This is a genomic window from Rhizobacter koreensis, from assembly GCF_013366375.1.
Taxonomy (GTDB): Bacteria; Pseudomonadota; Gammaproteobacteria; order Burkholderiales; family Burkholderiaceae_C; genus Schlegelella_A; species Schlegelella_A koreensis.
In genome coordinates this window covers 1-18,610 of sequence record NZ_JABWMJ010000006.1, presented here as the reverse complement: position 1 = coordinate 18,610, position 18,610 = coordinate 1, and the positions used below count along the sequence as shown (strand labels likewise).

At 63.8% G+C, this 18,610-nt stretch carries 23 protein-coding genes; 16 read left to right on the top strand and 7 right to left on the bottom strand.

Annotated features, from left to right (window positions below):
* Positions 1-411 precede the first annotated feature (411 nt).
* From HQN59_RS13335 to HQN59_RS13315, 5 genes are read left to right on the top strand one after another with little or no spacing between them, the layout of a single operon-like run.
* Positions 412-654, top strand: coding sequence for a hypothetical protein (locus HQN59_RS13335; protein ID WP_176069612.1), 243 nt, complete (start codon positions 412-414; stop codon positions 652-654).
* Positions 651-842: a hypothetical protein gene (locus HQN59_RS13330; protein ID WP_176069611.1), complete on the top strand. Its 192-nt coding sequence runs from the start codon at positions 651-653 to the stop codon at positions 840-842. The genes HQN59_RS13335 and HQN59_RS13330 overlap by 4 nt, the downstream gene beginning before the upstream one ends.
* A complete protein-coding gene (locus HQN59_RS13325; RefSeq protein WP_176069610.1) occupies positions 835-1,770 on the top strand; it encodes a DUF7146 domain-containing protein in 936 nt (311 codons plus the stop codon). Before HQN59_RS13330 ends, HQN59_RS13325 begins: the two co-directional genes overlap by 8 nt.
* Entirely contained in the window at positions 1,767-2,927 is a 1,161-nt protein-coding gene (locus HQN59_RS13320) for an AAA family ATPase (protein ID WP_176069609.1), read from the top strand. Before HQN59_RS13325 ends, HQN59_RS13320 begins: the two co-directional genes overlap by 4 nt.
* Positions 2,927-3,376, top strand: a complete 450-nt coding sequence (locus tag HQN59_RS13315; protein WP_176069608.1) for a hypothetical protein — start codon at positions 2,927-2,929, stop codon at positions 3,374-3,376. The genes HQN59_RS13320 and HQN59_RS13315 overlap by 1 nt, the downstream gene beginning before the upstream one ends.
* A 243-nt stretch (positions 3,377-3,619) precedes the next feature.
* Here the strand turns inward: HQN59_RS13315 and HQN59_RS13310 are convergent, their stop codons facing one another.
* Positions 3,620-4,588 (bottom strand): hypothetical protein, encoded by a 969-nt coding sequence (locus tag HQN59_RS13310; protein WP_176069607.1) that lies wholly within the window; start codon positions 4,586-4,588, stop codon positions 3,620-3,622.
* Between the two features lie 17 nt (positions 4,589-4,605).
* The gene (locus HQN59_RS13305; RefSeq protein WP_176069606.1) at positions 4,606-4,923 is read right to left on the bottom strand and encodes a hypothetical protein; all 318 of its coding nucleotides are present in this window, start codon (positions 4,921-4,923) and stop codon (positions 4,606-4,608) included.
* Positions 4,924-5,177: 254 nt separating this feature from the next.
* Here HQN59_RS13305 and HQN59_RS13300 point away from each other — a divergent pair, with 254 nt between their 5' ends.
* From HQN59_RS13300 to HQN59_RS26120, 8 genes are all read left to right on the top strand, one after another.
* Positions 5,178-5,390, top strand: coding sequence for a helix-turn-helix domain-containing protein (locus tag HQN59_RS13300; protein ID WP_176069605.1), 213 nt, complete (start codon positions 5,178-5,180; stop codon positions 5,388-5,390).
* The gene (locus HQN59_RS13295) at positions 5,378-5,686 is read left to right on the top strand and encodes a hypothetical protein (protein ID WP_176069604.1); all 309 of its coding nucleotides are present in this window, start codon (positions 5,378-5,380) and stop codon (positions 5,684-5,686) included. The genes HQN59_RS13300 and HQN59_RS13295 overlap by 13 nt, the downstream gene beginning before the upstream one ends.
* A 61-nt stretch (positions 5,687-5,747) precedes the next feature.
* Positions 5,748-7,157, top strand: coding sequence for a hypothetical protein (locus HQN59_RS13290; RefSeq protein WP_176069603.1), 1,410 nt, complete (start codon positions 5,748-5,750; stop codon positions 7,155-7,157).
* Positions 7,154-8,800 carry a hypothetical protein gene (locus HQN59_RS13285; protein ID WP_176069602.1) on the top strand — a complete coding sequence of 549 codons (1,647 nt, stop codon included), beginning with the start codon at positions 7,154-7,156 and terminating at the stop codon, positions 8,798-8,800. Before HQN59_RS13290 ends, HQN59_RS13285 begins: the two co-directional genes overlap by 4 nt.
* On the top strand, positions 8,800-10,488 hold the full coding sequence (locus tag HQN59_RS13280; RefSeq protein WP_176069601.1) for a hypothetical protein: 1,689 nt from the start codon (positions 8,800-8,802) through the stop codon (positions 10,486-10,488). Before HQN59_RS13285 ends, HQN59_RS13280 begins: the two co-directional genes overlap by 1 nt.
* 113 nt (positions 10,489-10,601) lie before the next feature.
* Complete coding sequence (locus HQN59_RS13275) at positions 10,602-10,775, top strand: hypothetical protein (protein WP_176069600.1); 174 nt, start codon at positions 10,602-10,604, stop codon at positions 10,773-10,775.
* A 101-nt stretch (positions 10,776-10,876) separates the two neighbouring features.
* Entirely contained in the window at positions 10,877-11,395 is a 519-nt protein-coding gene (locus tag HQN59_RS13270) for a restriction endonuclease (protein ID WP_176069599.1), read from the top strand.
* Positions 11,396-11,411: 16 nt separating this feature from the next.
* Entirely contained in the window at positions 11,412-11,825 is a 414-nt protein-coding gene (locus tag HQN59_RS26120; RefSeq protein WP_176069598.1) for a DUF5681 domain-containing protein, read from the top strand.
* Between the two features lie 279 nt (positions 11,826-12,104).
* Here the strand turns inward: HQN59_RS26120 and HQN59_RS13260 are convergent, their stop codons facing one another.
* From HQN59_RS13260 to HQN59_RS13245, 4 genes are all read right to left on the bottom strand, one after another.
* Positions 12,105-12,404: a hypothetical protein gene (locus HQN59_RS13260; protein WP_176069597.1), complete on the bottom strand. Its 300-nt coding sequence runs from the start codon at positions 12,402-12,404 to the stop codon at positions 12,105-12,107.
* A 16-nt stretch (positions 12,405-12,420) separates the two neighbouring features.
* Positions 12,421-12,723, bottom strand: coding sequence for a YHYH domain-containing protein (locus tag HQN59_RS13255; RefSeq protein WP_176069596.1), 303 nt, complete (start codon positions 12,721-12,723; stop codon positions 12,421-12,423).
* A 145-nt stretch (positions 12,724-12,868) separates the two neighbouring features.
* On the bottom strand, positions 12,869-13,405 hold the full coding sequence (locus HQN59_RS13250; RefSeq protein WP_176069595.1) for a hypothetical protein: 537 nt from the start codon (positions 13,403-13,405) through the stop codon (positions 12,869-12,871).
* A 10-nt stretch (positions 13,406-13,415) separates the two neighbouring features.
* Positions 13,416-13,844 (bottom strand): hypothetical protein, encoded by a 429-nt coding sequence (locus tag HQN59_RS13245; RefSeq protein WP_176069594.1) that lies wholly within the window; start codon positions 13,842-13,844, stop codon positions 13,416-13,418.
* 325 nt (positions 13,845-14,169) lie between these two features.
* Between HQN59_RS13245 and HQN59_RS13240 the strand changes: the two genes are divergently transcribed.
* From HQN59_RS13240 to HQN59_RS26530, 3 genes are all read left to right on the top strand, one after another.
* Entirely contained in the window at positions 14,170-14,658 is a 489-nt protein-coding gene (locus HQN59_RS13240) for a hypothetical protein (RefSeq protein WP_176069593.1), read from the top strand.
* Between the two features lie 189 nt (positions 14,659-14,847).
* A complete protein-coding gene (locus HQN59_RS13235; RefSeq protein ID WP_176069592.1) occupies positions 14,848-16,359 on the top strand; it encodes a recombinase family protein in 1,512 nt (503 codons plus the stop codon).
* Positions 16,360-18,036: 1,677 nt separating this feature from the next.
* Positions 18,037-18,165, top strand: coding sequence for a hypothetical protein (locus HQN59_RS26530; RefSeq protein ID WP_259372728.1), 129 nt, complete (start codon positions 18,037-18,039; stop codon positions 18,163-18,165).
* 239 nt (positions 18,166-18,404) lie between these two features.
* Here the strand turns inward: HQN59_RS26530 and HQN59_RS25795 are convergent.
* Positions 18,405-18,610, bottom strand: a 206-nt coding sequence (locus HQN59_RS25795) for a hypothetical protein (RefSeq protein ID WP_217704119.1), incomplete at its 5' end; no start/stop codon positions are given.

The window sequence follows — 18,610 nt, the reverse complement described above, 5'->3', positions numbered from 1 at the left end:
GAGTACCGAGACTTGCGACCCCACTAGCACCCGAGTTGACGATCAGTCCATCGAAACACGCCGGAACCGGCGTAAGGATTGATCGATGCAACGCAGCATTCCCGAAAGCAAAGCCGGCGCACAGGAGCACCGCTCGCCGTATCCGTCGCTGGACGATGAGAAGCGGGCAGCCGTAGACACGCCGTGCGCCGCTTGGCACCTGAACCGTAGCGCCCAAACGCTCCGCATATGGGCTTGCCGAGATAGTGGCCCCGTTAGACCTATTCGCGTTAACGGCAGGCTTGCTTGGCCCGTTTCGCAGATCCGTAGCGTTCTGGGAGTGGGGCGATGACGGGCCGCTTAGTTCTAAGCTCGCAGCCCACAAGCGCGGCGGCTTCCAACCACAGCGAGGGCCAGTCGTCGTCTGAACCCTTGGTTGACGAAACCCGGGCCGTTGCGAGCGGCGCCGGGCTTCAAGAAAAAAAGCAAGCAACGTCGATTCTAGGTACCGCGAAGGAACTCGCAACCCTGCAAGCGCGCTTCGCCCTCTCGGGCTACCAACTCCATCGCCTGGCATCGGGGAGGCTTCTGATGACTCGTTGGGGACTCACACGCGAGTTCGAAGACGAGGCCGCGGCAGCGGCCTTCCTTCCGCAGATCGGCGGTGCCGTATGAGCGCCCTCGACCTGAAGCCAACCCTCGAGGAAGAAGGCCGGTACTACGCCGAGGCGATGCTGGAGCGATTCCTAGCCGGCAAGGCCGTGCCTGACGAGCTGGAAACGATCGTGAGCTTCATGCGCGGCGACATGCTGCGCGGGTTCTGCCACGTGCTGCAGCGTGCCCTGGGAGGCGCCCATGGATGACTTCCGCAACGCCATCCACGCGGCGCTTGGTGCTGCCCCCGATGACATCGAGCCAGGCCGTCTGCATCGCTTTGCCACGAGCGGCAAGCGCTCCGATCAGTCTGGCTGGTGCCGGCTGTTCGAGGACGAACGCGCAGGCGTCTTCGGGTGCTTTCGCCTTGGCGTGTCGGAGGTCTGGACTTCGACACCTCGCGAACGGATGACGCCCGCCGAGCGAGCCGCCCTGCAACGCCGAATTCCCGCAGACCGCGCAACGCGCGAACGTGAGCAGCAAGCTCAGTGGCGCCGTAACGCCGACCGCATCGCGTACCTGTGGCGCCAGAGCCGGCCCATCGTCGAAGGCGATGCAGCACATCGGTACCTATGTGCTCGGCTGGCTGCGTCAGCGTTTGATGCTCCGACGTGCCTCCGCCTGCACGTTGCCATGCCTTACGTGCACGATGGCGAGACGGTGGGCACCTGGCCTGCGCTCGTTGCGCCACTAGTGGGACGCGACGGCAGGACGTTGGCGCTGCACCGCACGTATATCGACCTCAACGGCAGGAAGGCCGACGTTCCAGGGCCCGTCAAAAAGCTAACGCCGGCCGCGGGCCTGCTCAAGGGAGCGTCGATCCCGCTCCACGCGCCGAAGAACGGCGCGATCGGGGCGGCCGAAGGCATCGAGACCGCGTTGGCGGCCGCGTGCGGGTCAGGCGTACCAACGGTCGCCGCATACAGCGCCGGCGCGTTGGCTAGCTACGTGTGGCCGTCTACGGTTCGCAAGCTGTATGTATTCGCTGATCACGACCCTGCTGGCGCGGCCGGCGCGCGTGAGTTGGAGCAGCGTGCCATAGGGTCGGGGATCTTCGTCAAGGTCCTGGCGCCAGACGAGCCAGGCACCGACTGGTGCGACGCCTGGGCCACGCGAGCGGCGGAGGTGTGCCAATGAGCGGCGTCGACAAGATCGCGCGGCTAACAGACGATGGCGTCGTCCTCGTGCGTGGCTCGGACATTAGCCCTCAGCCCATCTCCTGGCTATGGCGCGACTGGCTTGCCCGGGGCAAGGTGCACATCCTTGCCGGGGCCGCTGGTCAAGGCAAGACGACCATCGCCATGGCTCTCGTCGCGACCGTCACCAGCGGAGGCCGCTGGCCTGATGGGTCGCGCGCTGAGCAAGGAAACGTCCTGATCTGGAGCGGGGAGGACGATCCGGCCGACACCCTGCTTCCGCGCCTGATGGCGGCCGGCGCTGATCGGAGCCGCGTGTACTTCGTCAGGGGCGCCAGGATCGCCGGCGAAGAAGTGCCGTTCGACCCGGCCCGGGACCTTGTGCAGCTCACCTCTCAGGCGAAGGCCATTGGGGACGTACGGCTTGTGATCGTGGATCCCGTCGTTTCGGCGGTCGCTGGTGATACGCACAAGAACGGTGAGGTCCGCCGCGGGCTCCAACCGCTTGTTGATCTGGCGGCGAACGTCGGCGCGGCTCTCCTCGGGATCTCGCATTTCAGCAAGGGGAGCGCTGGTCGAGAGCCTACCGAACGCGTCACAGGCTCTCTGGCCTTCGGCGCTGTCGCCCGGGTAGTTATGTACGCCGCGAAGGCAAAGTCGGAGGAGGAAGGAACGGATCGCCGCGTATTCGGGCGCTCGAAGAGCAACATTGGCCCCGACTCGGGAGGCTTCGAGTACTCGCTAGAGCAGGTCGAGGCGTCGCCCGGCATTGAGGCGTCTCGCGTCCTCTGGGGGCGCTCGGTTGAGGGGTCAGCCCGGGAGTTGCTTGCGGAGGCGGAAGCCGAAGACGAGCCTCACGAGCGGAATGAGCGAGAGGAGGCATGCGACTTTCTTCGTGACCTGCTTGCGGCCGGGCCGGTGGCAGCGAAGCAGGTCCAAGCAGAGGCCAGGGACGCCGGCGTTTCGACCGCGACCCTGCGGAGGGCTCAGCTTGAACTCGAAATCAAGCCGTACAAGGACGGCGTTCCCGGTGGTCGCGGCGGCTGGTTTTGGTCGCTGCCCGACCCAAGGTGCTCACCAAGCGCCAAAGATGCTCACGCAAATGGGGTGAGCATCTTGGGAAAAGGTGAGCATCTTGAGGCTGGGGAGGACTTCTGATGGGAGCCTCCGACCTTCTCCAGGCGCTCCGTGGCGATGGGTTCCGGCTCTCAGTCGCTCTCGACGGCCGCCTCAACGTTGCTCCGGCCAAGAACCTCACTGAGCACCATCGCGGCGAGATCAGAGAACAGCGGAACGAGTTGCTCGCGCTCCTGCGGCAAGAGCAGCCGCTACCGACGCCCTGGTCAGCCGACGAGATCCAGACCTTCAGTGCCACGCACGCCAGGCTCCGGGGCTTGGGGATGAGCGAGGACCAAGCCGAGGAGCTTGCAGAGCGGCTGATCCAACGCGATTGCGAGCAGGACGATCGTCGGTCGTGCGCCGAGTGCCGGCACCTGCAGAGGGGGAACTGCTCGAACTGGCGAGCGGCAGGCTACCCGGAGCCGGCCAACGCGCTTGTTCGCATCCTCCAACGCTGCCCGGGCTTCGCATCGCGAGGGGCAGTCTGATGCGTAAGCCGGACGCCAAGCGAATTGACTACACGCCCGGCCCTGCCGCACTGGCCGCCCTGGAGGAGGCAGCCCGCCTCACTGGGCACGGGCTGAGCAAGCAGGCGCTGATCGACAAGTTAGTTTTGTGGGGTTTGTGGTGCGCCAAGAAAGAAGAGGACCGACCGCCTCCGCTGTTTGGCACGAACCGTGGACGCTGGCGCAGATAACTCGCACCCTCTTGAGCAAGCATCCGCGCCTGCGTTAGTTGAACTTCAACCGGAAACCTGCAGTTGTCTTGTTCGTCTTTTCCACTCCCGAAAGGAAGTCGGTCCCCACCTCGCGAGTGATAAACAGCGACGGCTGCAGGGCGGCACCCTTGTCTTCAGGGTTGAAGAAGTAGTAGTCAAGTGAAACGTCCACATACTTGTCTCGGCGCTTCGTGTTTTTTCCCGGCACGTCGATGTCGTAGAGTTTGCGAGCCAGCAACGAAGCCTTAAAACGTTGCTGGCCTATGCCAAAGGGCTTGCTCACCGCCACCCCAGCGTAGCCGCTGCTCCAGTTCCCATCTTCGGCTCCGCCACCGGTGCGCTTGTGCCACAGCGCTGCAACGTGGGGCACTACGCTGAAGCCCCCCAGCAGTGAGCCGCTAGCGAGAGGAACCCAAACGAGATCGAAGTGCGTGCGCAGCAGGTGGCCGTCGCCTTTCCCGTGAAGGTCTTCGCGATGTGTCAGCTGGAGTGTGCTGAGCAGCGAAAACAGCTCGTGCCCTGGGCCGGAGCTCTCCCACAGGGGACCAACGCTGCCGACGGTCAGATCCCGGATGTCGCTCTTGCCCGCATCTGTTCCGTCGCGCAACCAAGATGCCCCAATGAATGGCTGAACGCGCCCTCCAAAGTAAGCACCCCAGCGGCCAAAAACAGCCGCCTTAACCATGGACGCGTCCTCACCCTTCTCCCGCTGTACGCTAATGCTGGCGCCCTTTTCGCCAAGCTCTACCCCGGTGAAGTCGGCCACCGAAGTCGAGGTATCACGTACCGAGACGCGGAATCCAAGCGCTTTAGGCTGATTTGCCTCAGACGCACGTCGTTCCTCCTCCCGTTGCTTTGCAGCGTTTGCACGTACGCAGGCAGCTATAGCGGCATCGCTTGGCTCTTTCTCGCAGCTAGTTACCACACTTCGCCAGTCGACCTGCGCGACCGCAGTCACGCTGAATGTCAGCAGAACGAGCATGGACAAGCTCCGCTGAGTCATTTCGGTTCTCCTGCTGGCAGCTCGATGCCGCTGTGTGCACACGCCAACGCGATCACCTCTCCGATAGTCGCCAGCGCAACAAGGTCGAGCGACCCGACGTCTCGCCATTTGCTGCCTACCAATGTTCGCATGGCTTTGTTAAAACGAATGGGCATCACCGCCAGCACCGGCTCGTTGATGTACAGCTTGGCGAGCTTGACCTTCGCGTTGTACGAGCGCGACCCTTTGGGATCGTAGTTGAGTGCGACGTCATGCTTCGTGAAGTCGTCAATGACGTCGATCACCACCGCCTTCAATGCATCGAAAGAAGCCATCGCGCAAACTCCGTTGGTAGAGACGAGACTCTAGAGCGTTCGATTTCAACCGTCCTCATCAAGCTTGCGGAGCTGGTGGTCGCGCCGGTCTCGCTATCCCGGGTGTCTTTGACAGTACGGGCACACGCGAGTGTTGGTTCCGGACCTACGGGTGCCCCTCTAGAGGTGGAACGTCTGGTCGGTTCCAGACCGGCTAGTCTCTGACGCATCGCTTGCTCTAGCCTGCGCAACATTGACGCAGCTAGACGCAGACCATGCACCAAGCCGGCGAGGTTGAACCGCTCCTCACGTCCGAGGACGTGGCAGCGCGCCTGCGGGTCTCACCCGCGACGGTGACGACCTGGCGCAGCAGAGGCAGCCAGGCCATTCCCTTCATCAAGGTTGGCCGGCTGGTGCGATATCGGGCGAGCGACCTTGCGGCGTACCTCGAAGGCCGTTCGCGGGAAGCAAAGCCATGTTCGACCTGATCGGCCAGCAGGTTCTCCGCGAGCGTGAGGCCCAGCGCGTGGCCGCGGACTTCGCAACCATGGCCGGCATGCTGGCGGCGCTCTACGCCGATCCTGAGCAGCCGCAGCTAGAGCTGGCCACCTTCATCCCTGGCCTCCAGGATCTTGCCGAGGCTCTCGTCACAGCACATGAGGCCGGCCGCGTCGACAGCGCTCGGGCTATCGCTGCCGAGATCGAGCGCGTCACAGGGCGTTATCACGAAGCGCCGCCAGCCGTGATCTTCGGTAGCCGGGCCGGGCTCTGGCGCCTGCACTAGGACAGCCATGTTTGACACGTACACCATCGGAACAGGAGCCTCGCGGCCAGGCGAGTGGATCTTGAACGATTCGCTCGTGGGCATGGACCCTGACGGGACGCCCTACGCCAATCGGCAGTGGGTGCCGTGGAACTACGAGGACGAGGCGTGGCTTAAGAGCATCGGCTACGCGGGTGGCCCGATCTACGAAACCACGGGTGGTGATGTAGAGAACGGCTACACCCAAGGCGAATCGCAAGCCTGGAAGGACTTCAAAGCCAACAGCGGCCTTCGCTTCGCCACGATGGCCGATCACGGTCAGTACCGGCTCCAAGCCTTCGACAAGGACGGCAAGAAGGTCGGCATCGAGCAGTCGAAGTCGCAGGATGACGGCGGTGATGCGTTCGGCTTGGCGATCCTCGCTGCTGTTGGTGGTGTGGCCTTCATGGCGGCGAGTGCTGCCGGTGCCGGCGCGGCTGCTGGCGCTGGCAGCGCAGCCGGGGGTGGAACGGCCGGGGCGACGAGCGCGGGTCTAGGCGCGGCCGAACTGGGCGGGCTCTCCGGTATGGAGCTGGCAGCGGATGCCGGCTTCATGGGCGCCAACGGCATTGGTGGCGCAGCGGCGTCGTTCGGAGGCGCTGGAAGCGCTGGGCTGGGGGCGGGTCTGTCGGGGATGGATCTCGCGGCTGATGCGGGCTACATGGGCGCGAATGGCATCGGTGGGGCGGCAGGCTCGTTCGGTGGTGCGGCGGGCTCCGGACTGACGGCCGCGCAGCAGGCTTATGGGCAGCTTGAGGCCGCGAACGCTGCTGCTGGTGGCGGTGGCAATCTGCTCGCGGGCACGTCGGCTGCAGTTGGTGCGGGTAGTTCGCTCATCCCAGGCGTCAGCAACGGCGCGCTCCTGAGTGCTGGAACGCAGCTCGCTGGCGGACTCATCGGCCAGAACGCCATTAACAAGGGGCTCGATGCTCAGCTGGAGGGCATCGACAAGGCCAACGCGCTGCAGAAGTACATGTTTGACACCATCCGCGCCGACAACGCGCCATGGAGGACGGCAGGTACCAACGCGCTCGCAAGAATCGAAGGGCTGCAGAGCAACCCCGGCAGCATCGTGAACGATCCCGGGTATGCGTGGCAGCGGGACCAGGGACAGCAAGCCCTGGACAGGCGTGCAGCGGCTCATGGCGGCCTGTACTCGGGCGCGGCACTGAAGGACGCCAGCCGCTTCAACACCGACTACGCCACGACGAAGCTGGACCAAAGCTACAACCGGCTGCTTTCCATGGCGGGGCTCGGGCAGGTGGGGCTAAACAACACCTCGCAGGCCGGCCAGAACTACGCCAACAACGCCAGCCAGAACATGATCGGTGCGGGCAACGCCGCAGCCTCAGGCTACGTCGGCTCCGCCAACACCTGGCAGAACGCGCTTTCTGGCCTGTTCAACAACTACCAGATGAACGACTGGCTGGAGAAGTACGGGAGGAAGCCATGACGGTGGACGCACGCATTCTGCTGGGGCTCCAACCGATGAAGCTCGACAGCCCGGTGAACGCGCTGGCCCAGATCGCGCAGCTGCAGGCCGCGCGACAACAAGCAGAGGCCGGCGCGCTGGAGCTGCAGACCAAGCGCCAAGCCCTCACGGATGACGCGACGGCACGCAGGGTCTACAGCGAATCGACCGACGATGCGTCGCTCATCAGCGGGCTGAACAAGGCGGGCTTGGGCAAGCAAGCCATGACGGTTCGGGAGAAGCTGGCCGAGCTGGCGGAGAAGCAGACCCAAGCGCAGAGGCACCAGATGGAGGCCTCGAAGCTGGCGCTTGGGAGCAAGCGCGATCTGCTCACCATGGTGCAGAACCCGCAGCAGATGGCCCAATGGATGCAGGCGGGTTACGCGGACCCGCTCACGAAGCCGCTGTTCGAGCAGATGGGGCCGCTGGACCGCTCGCTAGAGAACATCCCGACCGAGCCTGCCGCCTTCCAGACGTTCCTGCAGAAGAACGCCATGGGCTTCGACGCGTTCATCAAGGACCAGACCTCGCGAGAGAACAACGCGGCCACGAACGCCTCCCGCGAGCGCGCTGCCGCCACCATGGCTGCCGGCGCCAACATGCGGGCCAACCAGCGGGCTCAGGTCGAGTACGGCATCAACGCGCTCGATCCGACCACGGCGCCGATGATTCCTGCCTCGCCTCTGATGGCGCAGCCGCGCGGGCTCCCCGCCGCACCTCGACAGGTTCCCGCCTCGGTAGCCACGCCCGCGGCCCCAGCGCTGCCTATCGGCGGCCGCTCCGTGCCTCCAAGCGTTCAAGCTGGCCGCGATAGCGAGCGCCTGCGCATCCTTCAAGAGGAACTCGCCAAGGAGCAGGACCCCGCCTCCCGACAGGCGATCCAGGCCGAGATCAGCCGGCTCTCTCCTGGCCCATCGGCTGCACTCACCGGAGCAAGCCCGCTGGCCGGCATCGTAGAGGCGATCGGCACTGGCAAGGTACCTGCTGAGACGGCACTGTCGGGGCTCAAGCCTGGCGCGAAGGCGCAGGTGCTCGCCGAGCTCCAGCAGCGGTTCCCCAACTACGATCCTGCCAAGGTCAAGGCTGCAGGCACCGCGGCTAAGCCACTCCCCACTGCGATTGCCAAGCAGCAGAACGAGGAGCTACAGGCGGTCGGCACGTTCGCTGGGCTCAACGCGGACCTCGCTGCGCTGGGCCAGCAGCTCGAGAGCGGCAAGCTCAAGCTTGGGCCTGTCAGCAATCTGGCGAACGAGGCACGAAACCTCGTCGGCATGAGCACTGAGGAAAGCCGGAACCTCGCATCCTTCAAGGCGAAGCTCGAAAACCTCCGCAACGGCGTCCTGCTGCTGAACAAGGGCGTTCAGACGGAGGGCGACGCCAAGCGCGCCATGAACGAGATCCTGGCGAACCCGAACGACACCAGGCTCGTGGCGCAGCGGCTGCGCGAGATCCAAGCACTGAACGAGCGGGCGGTCGAGCTGCGAAAGAACCAGGTCAACCAGCTTCGCGCGGAGTTCGGTCACCCGCCAATGGACTTCGGCAAGTTCCAGACGCAGCCGGCGTCGGTGGGGCTCGGCAAGCGTGACATTCACGCCGAGGCCGAAGCGATCCTTAGGGGCAAGTGATGGCTACCGCTGACGAATACGCCGCTTGGATCGTCGCCAACAAGGACAAGAAAGGCACGCCCGAGTTCGAGACGGTGGCGGCTGCCTATGCGGACGCACGGAGGGGCACTACCGCGCCGGCAGAGCCGTCGATGGGCCAGCGGATCGCAGACCAGACCCGAGCGATCGGGACGGAACTGAAGAACAACCTGGGCGGATTCGTATCGAGCGCGGCCAACGTCGGGGACACCCTATTGCGTCACTCGATCACGCCCGCAAAGGGCTTGTTTGTGACGCCGGACAGCCGCGCACAAACGGGCGAGTTTTTCAAGGAGAACTTCGACCCTCAGTCGATGGCATTCAAGGGTGGTCAGCTTGCTGGCGACATCGCTGCAACCGCCGGCGTTGGAGGCGCTCTGGGTGGCGCTGCGAAGGTCCTCGGCGCTCCTGCACCCTTTGTCAACGCGCTGTCCTCGGCCGGTATGCGCACAGGCGCGGTGCCCGCGAACGCCCTCGCCCGCATCGGCGACATGGGAACCCGCATGGCAGCCGGGGGCGCTGTGGGTGGCGTTGCCGCTGGTCTGGTCGACCCCAGCAACGTCGGTACAGGAGCGGCTATTGGAGCGGCGCTGCCAGCGGGTCTGCGCGCCGTCGGAGCGGTATCGGGCGCCGCAGGCCGTACCGCCGGGAAGGTTCTGGGCAACCCGGTGTCCACGGAGGTGAAGGATCTGGCGAAGGTCGCCAAAGACAAATGGGGCATCGACATTCCCGCCGATCGGATCGCCAACAGCAAGCCGCTGAATGCCGCTGCCGCCAGCCTGAGCTACGTCCCATTCAGTGGGCGCCAGGCTGTCGAGGCGCGGATGCAGGATCAGCTGAACGTGGCGCTCACCAAAACGTTCGGCCAGAACTCGCCCAACGTCACGATGGCGCTTCGGAAGGCCGAGGCCGACCTCGGGCAGAAGTTCGAGGCGACGCTAAGCGGCAACACGGTCAAGGTCGATCAGCAGTTCCTAGGTGACCTGGCTGATGCAGCCAACAAGGCATCCCGTGAGCTCGGCACAGAAGGCGCCCGCATCATCGGCAATCAGGTGGACGACATCATCGCGAAGGCTGGCACGGGCCAGATCAGCGGGCAGGCTGCGTACAACATCAAGAAGGCACTTGATCGCATCGGCGCGCGGAACAGCCCGGAAGCCCACTACGCAACCGAGCTGAAGCGATCCCTGATGGGTGCTTTGGACCGCAGCCTCGGGCCGCAGGAGGCTGCCAAGTTCAAGACTGTTCGTCAGCAGTACGGGAACATGCTCGACCTGCAGAAGCTCGCCGGCAACGGAGCCGAAGGCGATATCTCGATTGCTCGTCTGGCGAACATGAAGAACATCGGCAACGCCGATATGCAGGAACTCGCGGACATCGCGGCCCAGTTCCTGAAGCCTCGGGAGAGCAACCATGGGGCCATGCAGCGCGTCAGTGCTGGCGGCCTAGCAACGATGCTCGGTGGCTTCGGTGGAGGCCCGCTAGGTGCCGTAGCCGCCCTCGGGGGAACCGCCGCTGTCGGACGAGGAACGAACGCCCTGCTCGACAGTCAACTGCTGCGGAACGCGCTGTTCAGGGCTCCGGGCCAGACAAACGGGATTGAGGAGCTGAACCGTCTGGTTGGGCCGGGGCTGTATCGGACCCTTCCCGTGGCCGGCTCGCGGAACTGAAACCCTCCCGAAAGCCGTTCCAGAAGCCGTAGATCGCCGCCAGCACGAGTAACGCACCGGCCTTCCACCACAGGTAGTCAGTGAACTCCATCGCTCATCCTAGAGCAGCCGCCATGAAGAATCTAGACGCCCGCCTCGTCCTGCTTGAAGCACCGTTCGTGCAAACGGGGCCTGTCCTTTTGGCGATCGACGACCCGCAAACGCCGGAGCAGGACGCCCGGATCAAGGAGGCGGAAGCAGCCGGGCTGACGGTCATTTTGGTGACTGCGTTAGAGCTCTCCCTCTAGCCAACGGCGCCGACCGTCGCGTCATCAGATACAAGCCGCCTCGTCAGACTGACCACCCACAGCTGGAACCCAGCGGGTAGTGCGGCACGCCGGAGCAAGTCATGGACTCAACAGAATGGCGCTCATACGAAGAGGTTGCGGCGCACCTGCTGACCCAGTTCGCTGGACACTTTGGGTTGGGAGAAGTTCAGGGCAAGCAGATTCTTGCTGGCGCCAGTGGCACGTCTTGGGAGATCGATGCGAAGGGCGTTAACACCATAGACGGAACGTTTGTGGTTGTTGAGTGCAAGCGCTACCCGCACAGGAAAGTCGATCAGGGCAAGCTGGGCAACCTCGCTTACTGCATCCGCGACCTCGGTGCCACTGGCGGCATTGTCGTCACCCCTGTCGGGCTACAGAAAGGGGCAGAGAAAATCGCCGCACACGAACGCATTGTCACTGTGCGTCTCGCGCCTGAATCCACATCGACGGAGTACATGTTGCGCTTTCTCAACCAGATTTTTGTCGGCGTGGAGGATCGTCTGCAAATCACGGATACCGCTACTGCAGTACTGCGGGACAAGGACGGGCACATCATCGAGGTGTCGCCACACCGGAGCGGACGAGGGACGTGTTGTTAAATCAAGGCAGCATCAAGTGACGTGGCAAGCAGGTCAGAGCGGGAATGCAGCCGGACGCCCACGGGGTACGGGCCAGGTGGCGAAGCTGCGCGCGTCCATCGCCGAGCACATTCCGGGGATCGTCGCCAAGCTTGTCGAGCAGGCCAAGGCCGGCGACGTAGGGGCCGCTAGGCTGCTTCTGGAGCGCGTGCTGCCGCCGATCAAGGCATCGGAGCAGGAGACGCCGATCGCGCTCCCTGAGGGCTCCCTCACCGACCAGGGCCGCGCCGTGATGGCTGCAGCGGGCTCGGGCGAGATTCCGCCCAGCCAGGCCGCTCAGCTACTGACAGGCCTTGGCGCGCTCGCGAAGCTGCTGGAGACCGATGAGCTGGCGAGCCGTGTCAAGGCTCTGGAGGAACGCAGTGGGAACGCTGCAGCGAAGGCTCAATGATCTGGAGCGGAGCCGGCGCGACCTGCGCGATCCTCGGGAGATGACGTGGGCGGAGCTTGCAAGCCTCAGGAACACCATGCGCTATCGGCCACGCGCTGACGATGACGGGTGGGAGGTCCCTAGCGAGCAGGTGTACCGCATAGCCTGCTGCGATTGTGGGCTTGTGCATGACTTCGTATTTGTCAGCCACGACGGAAAACCCATCGGCATTGCGGCTCGGCGGAACAAACGGGCTACCTCACAGAGGCGCCGTGCGCGAGTGATGCAGCCCGGGTCGGGCTAGCTGCTCTTCTTGGCTGTGGCGCGTTTGGCTGACTTCCGAGGGGCGTCGGCCGCTTGGGTGAGCACCGATGCGGCAATGCTCCGCCCCTTCGCTCCAGTCGTGCTGCTGGCCAGCTTCTTGGAGGCCGTCTTGGCCACCGGCTTGCTGGTCTCCTTGCCGGGCTTGACCTGCGAGAGGGCGGAACCCGCCACCTTCTTGCTGGCAGCGTTGGTCGCGCCGCTTCGAAGATGTGAACTAGCCTTCTTGGCTACGGCTGAAGAGGTTTTCTCGCCTGCTGACTTCTTAGATGTGGCCATTGGTCGTCCTCGTAGGTCAGCAGCCGCTGTAGTTCTTGCGGCCGCTCGCGGTGATCGTGTAGGTCCCGCCACGAGGCCCAACATGACACGTCGGCGACAACAGGACGGGGGCCGGCGTCGTCCGTACTGAAGCTAGCGCATATTGGCGACTAGGTCGCGCGCCCAGGGCGGCGCTCGGCGTCGGCGCGACCACTGCCCGGTGGCAGTGATAGCCGCCGTTCTTGCGATCATGGTGACAGCCGTTGCTATCCAAGCCGCCCCCGTGAGCGTAGGCGCCGGTTGCCGCGAATAGCCAAAGGCAGATGGAAAGGTGGCGCATGGCACGTCCTGTGATAGCGACCGCTCAGTAGGTTCGGGAACACCGCATGAAGCAGGCGTGGATTACCCGCGCTCAACGTGAACATTTCACGGATGGACGGTGCAGCAGCATCCACGTGGCCGCTCGGCGACGGATATAGCCCCGCCTATTCTTCGGCGGGTTCCGCCGAAACCGCTTCCGCGGCATCCTCAAACTCCGATGAGCTTTCGGACAGATCTGGCGCGACGTGCCGCCAGTTCTCGATCTTCAGTCGGTCCATGTGACCGGCCATCGTGTCGAGGTGGTCGCGCGCTGCCATGACTGCAGGATCACCCGGCTTCAACCCCTCAAGGGCGGTTAACGAGTCATCGGCCTCTTGGAGGCGATGCCTGATCTCAGTCATCTGCTCGGCCCAGCGATTGTGATCAAGGTCCTGCACCGCCGCGCTTAGCTCTTCGGACTTCTCCTCGAACTCTGCCTTGGCGACTTCAATTTCTACTTTCAGTTCAGACCGTTGGTTGTCCTCTTCGGTCGCCATTGACACCACGATGTCGGGTGACGCGTGCCCGCTGGCCGCACCATCAGAACCCGTGCTGGCGTCGCAAGCCGTCAAAGCGATGGTCAGGAAAAGACTGGACCACTTCACGGCCCCGAACCATGCCGAGCAACCGCCGTGCGGCAGGCTCAAACGTGCACCACTCATGGCATGACTCTCAACAGCGAAGCCGATACTGCGCGTCAGTAATCTTGCGCTTCTCTCGTGTGATCCAGTCTTGCTGCTGGCCGGTCTGAGCCTGGCGCGCCATGGAATCGTAGTTCGCCGCTTGCGCTGACAGAGCGGCACATTCAGCCTGCTTCGCGGACGCAGCCGCAGCGCTCCCGTTGGTCTGCCCCGAGTACGTCGTAGAGCCATCTCGCGTGGCCCTGGCACGCTGGGCGGCGTCTTGCTCAGCAAGTTGGACCTGCTGCTCCCAGGGCAAGGAATCAGGCACGCTGACGATTCGCTCGACCAGTGCGTTGTGTTGGCCGCAGAAGGCTTTGGACCAGAAGGTGCCGCCGCTGTATGCCCGGCAGAGGTAGATCGAGCCGGCGTACGAGTGACATGGCAGCAGGCAGCAGGCTAAAGCCAAGATCCAGCGCATAGAGGGTCTCCGAAGGGGATGCCGCGCATGATATGCAAGCGTTGCGGTGCTCGCGTGCGGCGGCAAGGCGGCGCGCATAGTTGCTCGGCGGGAGCTAGGCATCCAGTCTTGACTGCCGTTGAGCGGGGATCGCCTCCACACTCCTTCAAGCAACCTTGGACCGCATGAGGCCGGTTGGGTACCAGTCTCCGCCGATAGACGGAGTACCGCTGGAGTGCCACCATCTTCCGACCGCTACCGGCCGTGGCGGTGCGCAGCCGTCGCCGCGGCCCAGTACCGCCGCCGGCGTGGCAGAGCCATGACAGCAACGTGGATAGGAGATCAGATGACGCAAGCCGACCCAGCCGCCTGGTACTTGAACCCGCAGGTCTATAGCACCGTCTTTGCCGCATTGGCCCTAGTCATCAGTGTTGTTAGCTTGCTTAACGTGCTGCGTCTCCACCGAGACAACGCACGTCAGAAGGTCTTTTCTGAACTTCAGTCCACAGCGAATCAGATCAACGAGTCCTTCTTGAAGTACAAGGTTGATACACCGTACCAAATAGCCCTAGGGTTCGCCGGAAATGAGGAGGCTCGCGGAAAAGTGATTCTCTTGATACTGCAGCTCAACCTGCTGCGATCTGTGCATACCAACATCGGTATTCTCAAGAACGGCGAGGTTGAGACTTACACGGCATGGGCAGAAACAGTTCTCCGACCGTGGATTCAGCGCGGCCCTCAGATACTGGCGGCCTACGACAGGTGGATCAAGACAGCCGATGCTGGCCCGGACTACACGGCATGGCTTCAACGCGTGATGAAAATCGTTCCTTGATCAAGCGTATTGTGCTACGGGCATCTATCAGATGGACGTTGGGCAGCCCAGCAGGTTGCCTCACCGCTTGCGGCCGGCCACGGCAGCGTGCTCGCCGGGCAGGCGACGCCACCCACCATGATGCCGAGACAGCATGTTGACCCTGGCACTGCGTCGGCGCCTAGTCGCGTCCTCGCCCACGGAGGCCGCATGAACGCATCGCCCACCGCCGCCGCTCAGTACATCAGGATGTCGACCGACAAGCAAGACCTCTCTCCTGTGACCCAGCGCGAGGCGATCGCCGCCTACGCCGAGGCGCGGGGCATCAAGATCGTCGCCACCTATGAAGATGAAGGCCGGAGCGGCGTCCACATCAAGAACCGCCCAGGGCTCCTGAAACTGCTGAAGGACGTCGTGGAGGACAAGCGATTCGGCGCGGTGCTTGTCTACGACGTGAGCCGGTGGGGTCGCTTTCAGGACACGGATGCTGCCGCGTACTACGAGTATCACTGCCGCCTGCATGGCGCGGAGGTGATCTACGTCGGCGAGATGTTCGGCGCAGAGGTGAACCCGATTACGGCGCTCCTCAAAAGCATGAAGCGCGCAATGGCTGCCGAGTACAGCCGCGAATTGTCGAAGAAGGCTCGCGCTGGCCAGGCGCAGGTTATTGCCCGGGGTCACCAGATGGGCGCGCTGCCCCCACTGGGATACCGACGCTGCTCAGTGTCTGCTGACGGTCAGCACCGCGTGGTGCTTGCCCACCGTCAACGCAAGCTGGCCGCGACCGATCGCATCGAGTGGGTGCTGGCGGAACCCGCCGAGGTCGAGCTGGTCAAGCGAATCTGCGACCTGTACACGCGCCAGGGCCTCACCTTCGCGGACATCGCCAGGCTTGGCACGGTCGAGGGTTGGCGCGACCACCGCGGGCGCGCGCTGAGCGGAAGAAGTCTCGCTACCCTGCTCCGGAATGAGGCGCTCGTCGGCAACTTCGTCTGGGGCCGGGGCACGCACCGAGGCCGGGTCGCTGACTTCGAGGCGACACGGCAGGACGGCGGGGTTCCGCGGCTGATCGACGACGAGAGCTGGCGGCAGATCCAGCGACGAGCGGAGTTCGAGCTGAGCAAGAAGCAGAGCAACGAACAGATGCTCGGCAAGCTGCGGACACGGCTGCAAGAGGGATCGACGCTCGCAAGCAGGGATCTCCGCGTTCTTGGTCTTGCCAGCAGGCAGACGCTGCGCAAGCGGCTCGGCCCCTGGGAAGAGTGCATCAAGCTCGCCGGAGGCGACCCAGTGCAACTGAGCCGCGCACTCTCAGCGCAGGCCGCAGCACGGATCGCCAACGCGCGCCAACTCGGGAGAGCGCTTGCCGACCGGCTTAGTGAAGCGGGCCACGTGGTTTCCTACGACGGGAAGTTGCACGCGGTTCTTTTCCCGTCCTTCACCATGGGTGTACTGCTCTTGTGGCCAGCTCTCGGCGAGCACGGTCAGACGTGGCAGCTCCAGATGCGCAGGGTGAGGCGTGACATCGACTTCGGCCTAGTCGTCAGGATGGAGGAGGCCTACCGCCCGAGGGACTTCTTCCTGGCGTCCTCGGCCGACCTTGCGGCGCGCTTCCCGAACTTCCTTACCGATCCGACACCGAAGCACCTGCATCGTTTCCGCTGCGAGGCCCCAGAGCAGCTTTTAGAGCGCATCGGTTCGATCGCCGCGCGGGCTTCCTGACCAATCCGAGGGCCAAGATGCTCACGTTCGACCAAAGATGCTCGCCCTGTCTAGGTGAGCATCTTGAGGTTCGGTGAGCACCTTGCGCGTAAATGGGCAGGCCGGAGCCGCGCGCTCTTACGTCGGGCCGGGGAATTGCCCTGACCCTCGCGCGGAGCGCCTTGCGTCAGGTTCCCGCGCGGACCGCTTCGTGGTCCCGGCTTGGCGAAAGCGACTTCTCTCACCAAGCCGTCCAAGCCGCCCGAGGCCGGCGAGCATTAGCAGGACGAGGGCCGTCGTCACTTTCAATTGCTTACTCAACGCTGCCCCTTCGCGCTCTCAATTTATTGTCGGCATCCCTCGCCCGACGACGCCCGAACGCGATAAGTCCGATGGAGGCGGCAATCAGCAGAGGCGGCGTGGAAGGTTCTGGGAGTCCAGGAACCGTACTCAAGTCAAGCGTCCAGATTCCTGTTCCGCCTGCGCAAAGATGGTAGTAACAGTCGTTTGGGGCGTCGGTGCTGTAAGCTGAAATGGTCCACAAAGGCCCGGTGCTGGCCATGGCAACATTAGAGTCGAAGTCGTAGGCAGAGATGAAGCCCGTCAGGAAGCTGCCAAGCGTTAGGTCGAATTGAAAACTCCCCTCCACGTATACCGTCTGTGTGGGTCCACAGAGCCCTGGAGAAGACGTTGCACAGGTGAGTACTACAAGGTCTATGGCCGGCGCATCGAACGTGACAACGGGTGTAAGCTGGAGAGCAGGGCCGTGGAAAGAGAACCGCTGAACCCCGGCAGGGGCGCGGCTTAGAGTACTGCTCGCAGTCAGATGTGCCCCGGGACTCCAGTAGGCTGGATCAATCTCGATTAAACCCGTGGACCTGCCCACGTTGGCGTCTGGTGCTATATCGGTCCATCGGTAAATTACCCCCGCGCTTGCATGCAGCGATACCAGGGTAAGCAATGCCATGGCAGCGCAGAGGCGCGCGTTCTTAAGGATCGACAGCACGGGTGTTCTCCCCACAGTTGTGGGTACACGCTAAGCTGTGGGAGGGCTGAATTCAGCTACGGGTGTGCCCTTGCTGCCGTGACATTTGTCACACGCGGGGTGCTCGCCCAAGAGGGCGCGATCGACGAGGTATGCTGAGGCGCATGCAGGATCGCATCACCCTCCCGACCGATAACAAGACCCGGCGAAGCTGGGGGGACAACGGATGAATGGGATTCAAGGATTGTCCGCGAGCCTTGCGCTGCTGCTGGTAGGTTGCGCTGCCCCGCAGATCGACGAGTTGCGCTCGCGACAGCCCAACACAGTGTTCCGTGTCGAGGCACAGTTGGGTTGCTTGTACGACAAGGGTGTCGAACACGCTAGCTCATACCTCGGAATGAACGAGCCACGATTCACGTGGTACATCGATTCGGAGCGCAAGTACGCCTGGTTTCGCCAGCCGCTGACGCTTGTAGAACTTCGCTCTACCGGTCCCACGTCCACGGAGGTGCGTCGCTTGCAAACGCCGTCGGCAAGCGCCTTAGGTCAGGGCAACGACTTGGTGGCTCTCCTTCGGTCCAGTCCCTGCCCGGCCAAGTAGCGCGCCGCCGGACGGATTCGGCTTGCTGCTCGCGGCCCGGGTTCAGGTCGGCTCCGACGTCATGGGCAACGCACCAGCGGGTCTGCCCAAGCGACCCAGTATTCCATGAGGAATGTCCAGCCTGCAGCTCCTGCACAACCTGCGCGAGCCGCGCCCACTCGTTCTCGGCTTTCCGAAGGTCCTCAAGTGGGTCCGGAGCGCAGCCGGCGTGATCTGCGAGATCCACGGTGGCTTGCGCTGAGCTATTTGCGCTGGGTCAGCTTCGCCTGGAGCTCCCTGGCCTGCGGCACGCTGGCTTACTTCGTCGTGCGCTGGTTGACGGAACCGTTGAACCCGATGCGCGACGAACTGCTTGAGGGCGCATCGATCGGTGGTCTTGTCGGCGCACCGGCTTGGCTAGCGCTATTCCTCTCCGTCGGAGCGGCCTGGCGGCAGTTCGGCCCAGCCAAGCGGACAGTCCTTCTCGCCCCTGTCATCGCCTCAGCAGCGCTCCTGCTCGCCGTTGCCGTCGGAGGCGGTCTGTGATTCTGCCCGCCGTCGCGACGGGTGCCGCATAGGGCGCGTGCGCATTTCAGCGATCGTGGACGTCCGTTTCGACGTGATCGCAGACGCTGTTTCAGCGCGATCGTGGACGATCACGGAAGCACGCGAGTGAATGAGTTCATCGTATCCCAGCCGTCCACGAT

Excerpts from the sequence above, each read along its gene's own strand:
- HQN59_RS13250 (WP_176069595.1), bottom strand. The coding sequence starts at position 13,405 with ATGAGTGGTGCACGTTTGAGCCTGCCGCACGGCGGTTGCTCGGCATGG.
- HQN59_RS13300 (WP_176069605.1), top strand. The coding sequence starts at position 5,178 with ATGCACCAAGCCGGCGAGGTTGAACCGCTCCTCACGTCCGAGGACGTG.
- HQN59_RS13255 (WP_176069596.1), bottom strand. The coding sequence starts at position 12,723 with ATGCGCCACCTTTCCATCTGCCTTTGGCTATTCGCGGCAACCGGCGCC.
- HQN59_RS13280 (WP_176069601.1), top strand. The coding sequence starts at position 8,800 with ATGGCTACCGCTGACGAATACGCCGCTTGGATCGTCGCCAACAAGGAC.
- HQN59_RS13305 (WP_176069606.1), bottom strand. The coding sequence starts at position 4,923 with ATGGCTTCTTTCGATGCATTGAAGGCGGTGGTGATCGACGTCATTGAC.
- HQN59_RS13315 (WP_176069608.1), top strand. The coding sequence starts at position 2,927 with ATGGGAGCCTCCGACCTTCTCCAGGCGCTCCGTGGCGATGGGTTCCGG.
- HQN59_RS13260 (WP_176069597.1), bottom strand. The coding sequence starts at position 12,404 with ATGGCCACATCTAAGAAGTCAGCAGGCGAGAAAACCTCTTCAGCCGTA.
- HQN59_RS13235 (WP_176069592.1), top strand. The coding sequence starts at position 14,848 with ATGAACGCATCGCCCACCGCCGCCGCTCAGTACATCAGGATGTCGACC.
- HQN59_RS13320 (WP_176069609.1), top strand. The coding sequence starts at position 1,767 with ATGAGCGGCGTCGACAAGATCGCGCGGCTAACAGACGATGGCGTCGTC.
- HQN59_RS26530 (WP_259372728.1), top strand. The coding sequence starts at position 18,037 with ATGTCCAGCCTGCAGCTCCTGCACAACCTGCGCGAGCCGCGCCCACTC.
- HQN59_RS13240 (WP_176069593.1), top strand. The coding sequence starts at position 14,170 with ATGACGCAAGCCGACCCAGCCGCCTGGTACTTGAACCCGCAGGTCTAT.
- HQN59_RS13325 (WP_176069610.1), top strand. The coding sequence starts at position 835 with ATGGATGACTTCCGCAACGCCATCCACGCGGCGCTTGGTGCTGCCCCC.
- HQN59_RS13245 (WP_176069594.1), bottom strand. The coding sequence starts at position 13,844 with ATGCGCTGGATCTTGGCTTTAGCCTGCTGCCTGCTGCCATGTCACTCG.
- HQN59_RS13330 (WP_176069611.1), top strand. The coding sequence starts at position 651 with ATGAGCGCCCTCGACCTGAAGCCAACCCTCGAGGAAGAAGGCCGGTAC.
- HQN59_RS13295 (WP_176069604.1), top strand. The coding sequence starts at position 5,378 with ATGTTCGACCTGATCGGCCAGCAGGTTCTCCGCGAGCGTGAGGCCCAG.
- HQN59_RS13275 (WP_176069600.1), top strand. The coding sequence starts at position 10,602 with ATGAAGAATCTAGACGCCCGCCTCGTCCTGCTTGAAGCACCGTTCGTG.
- HQN59_RS13310 (WP_176069607.1), bottom strand. The coding sequence starts at position 4,588 with ATGCTCGTTCTGCTGACATTCAGCGTGACTGCGGTCGCGCAGGTCGAC.
- HQN59_RS13270 (WP_176069599.1), top strand. The coding sequence starts at position 10,877 with ATGGACTCAACAGAATGGCGCTCATACGAAGAGGTTGCGGCGCACCTG.
- HQN59_RS13285 (WP_176069602.1), top strand. The coding sequence starts at position 7,154 with ATGACGGTGGACGCACGCATTCTGCTGGGGCTCCAACCGATGAAGCTC.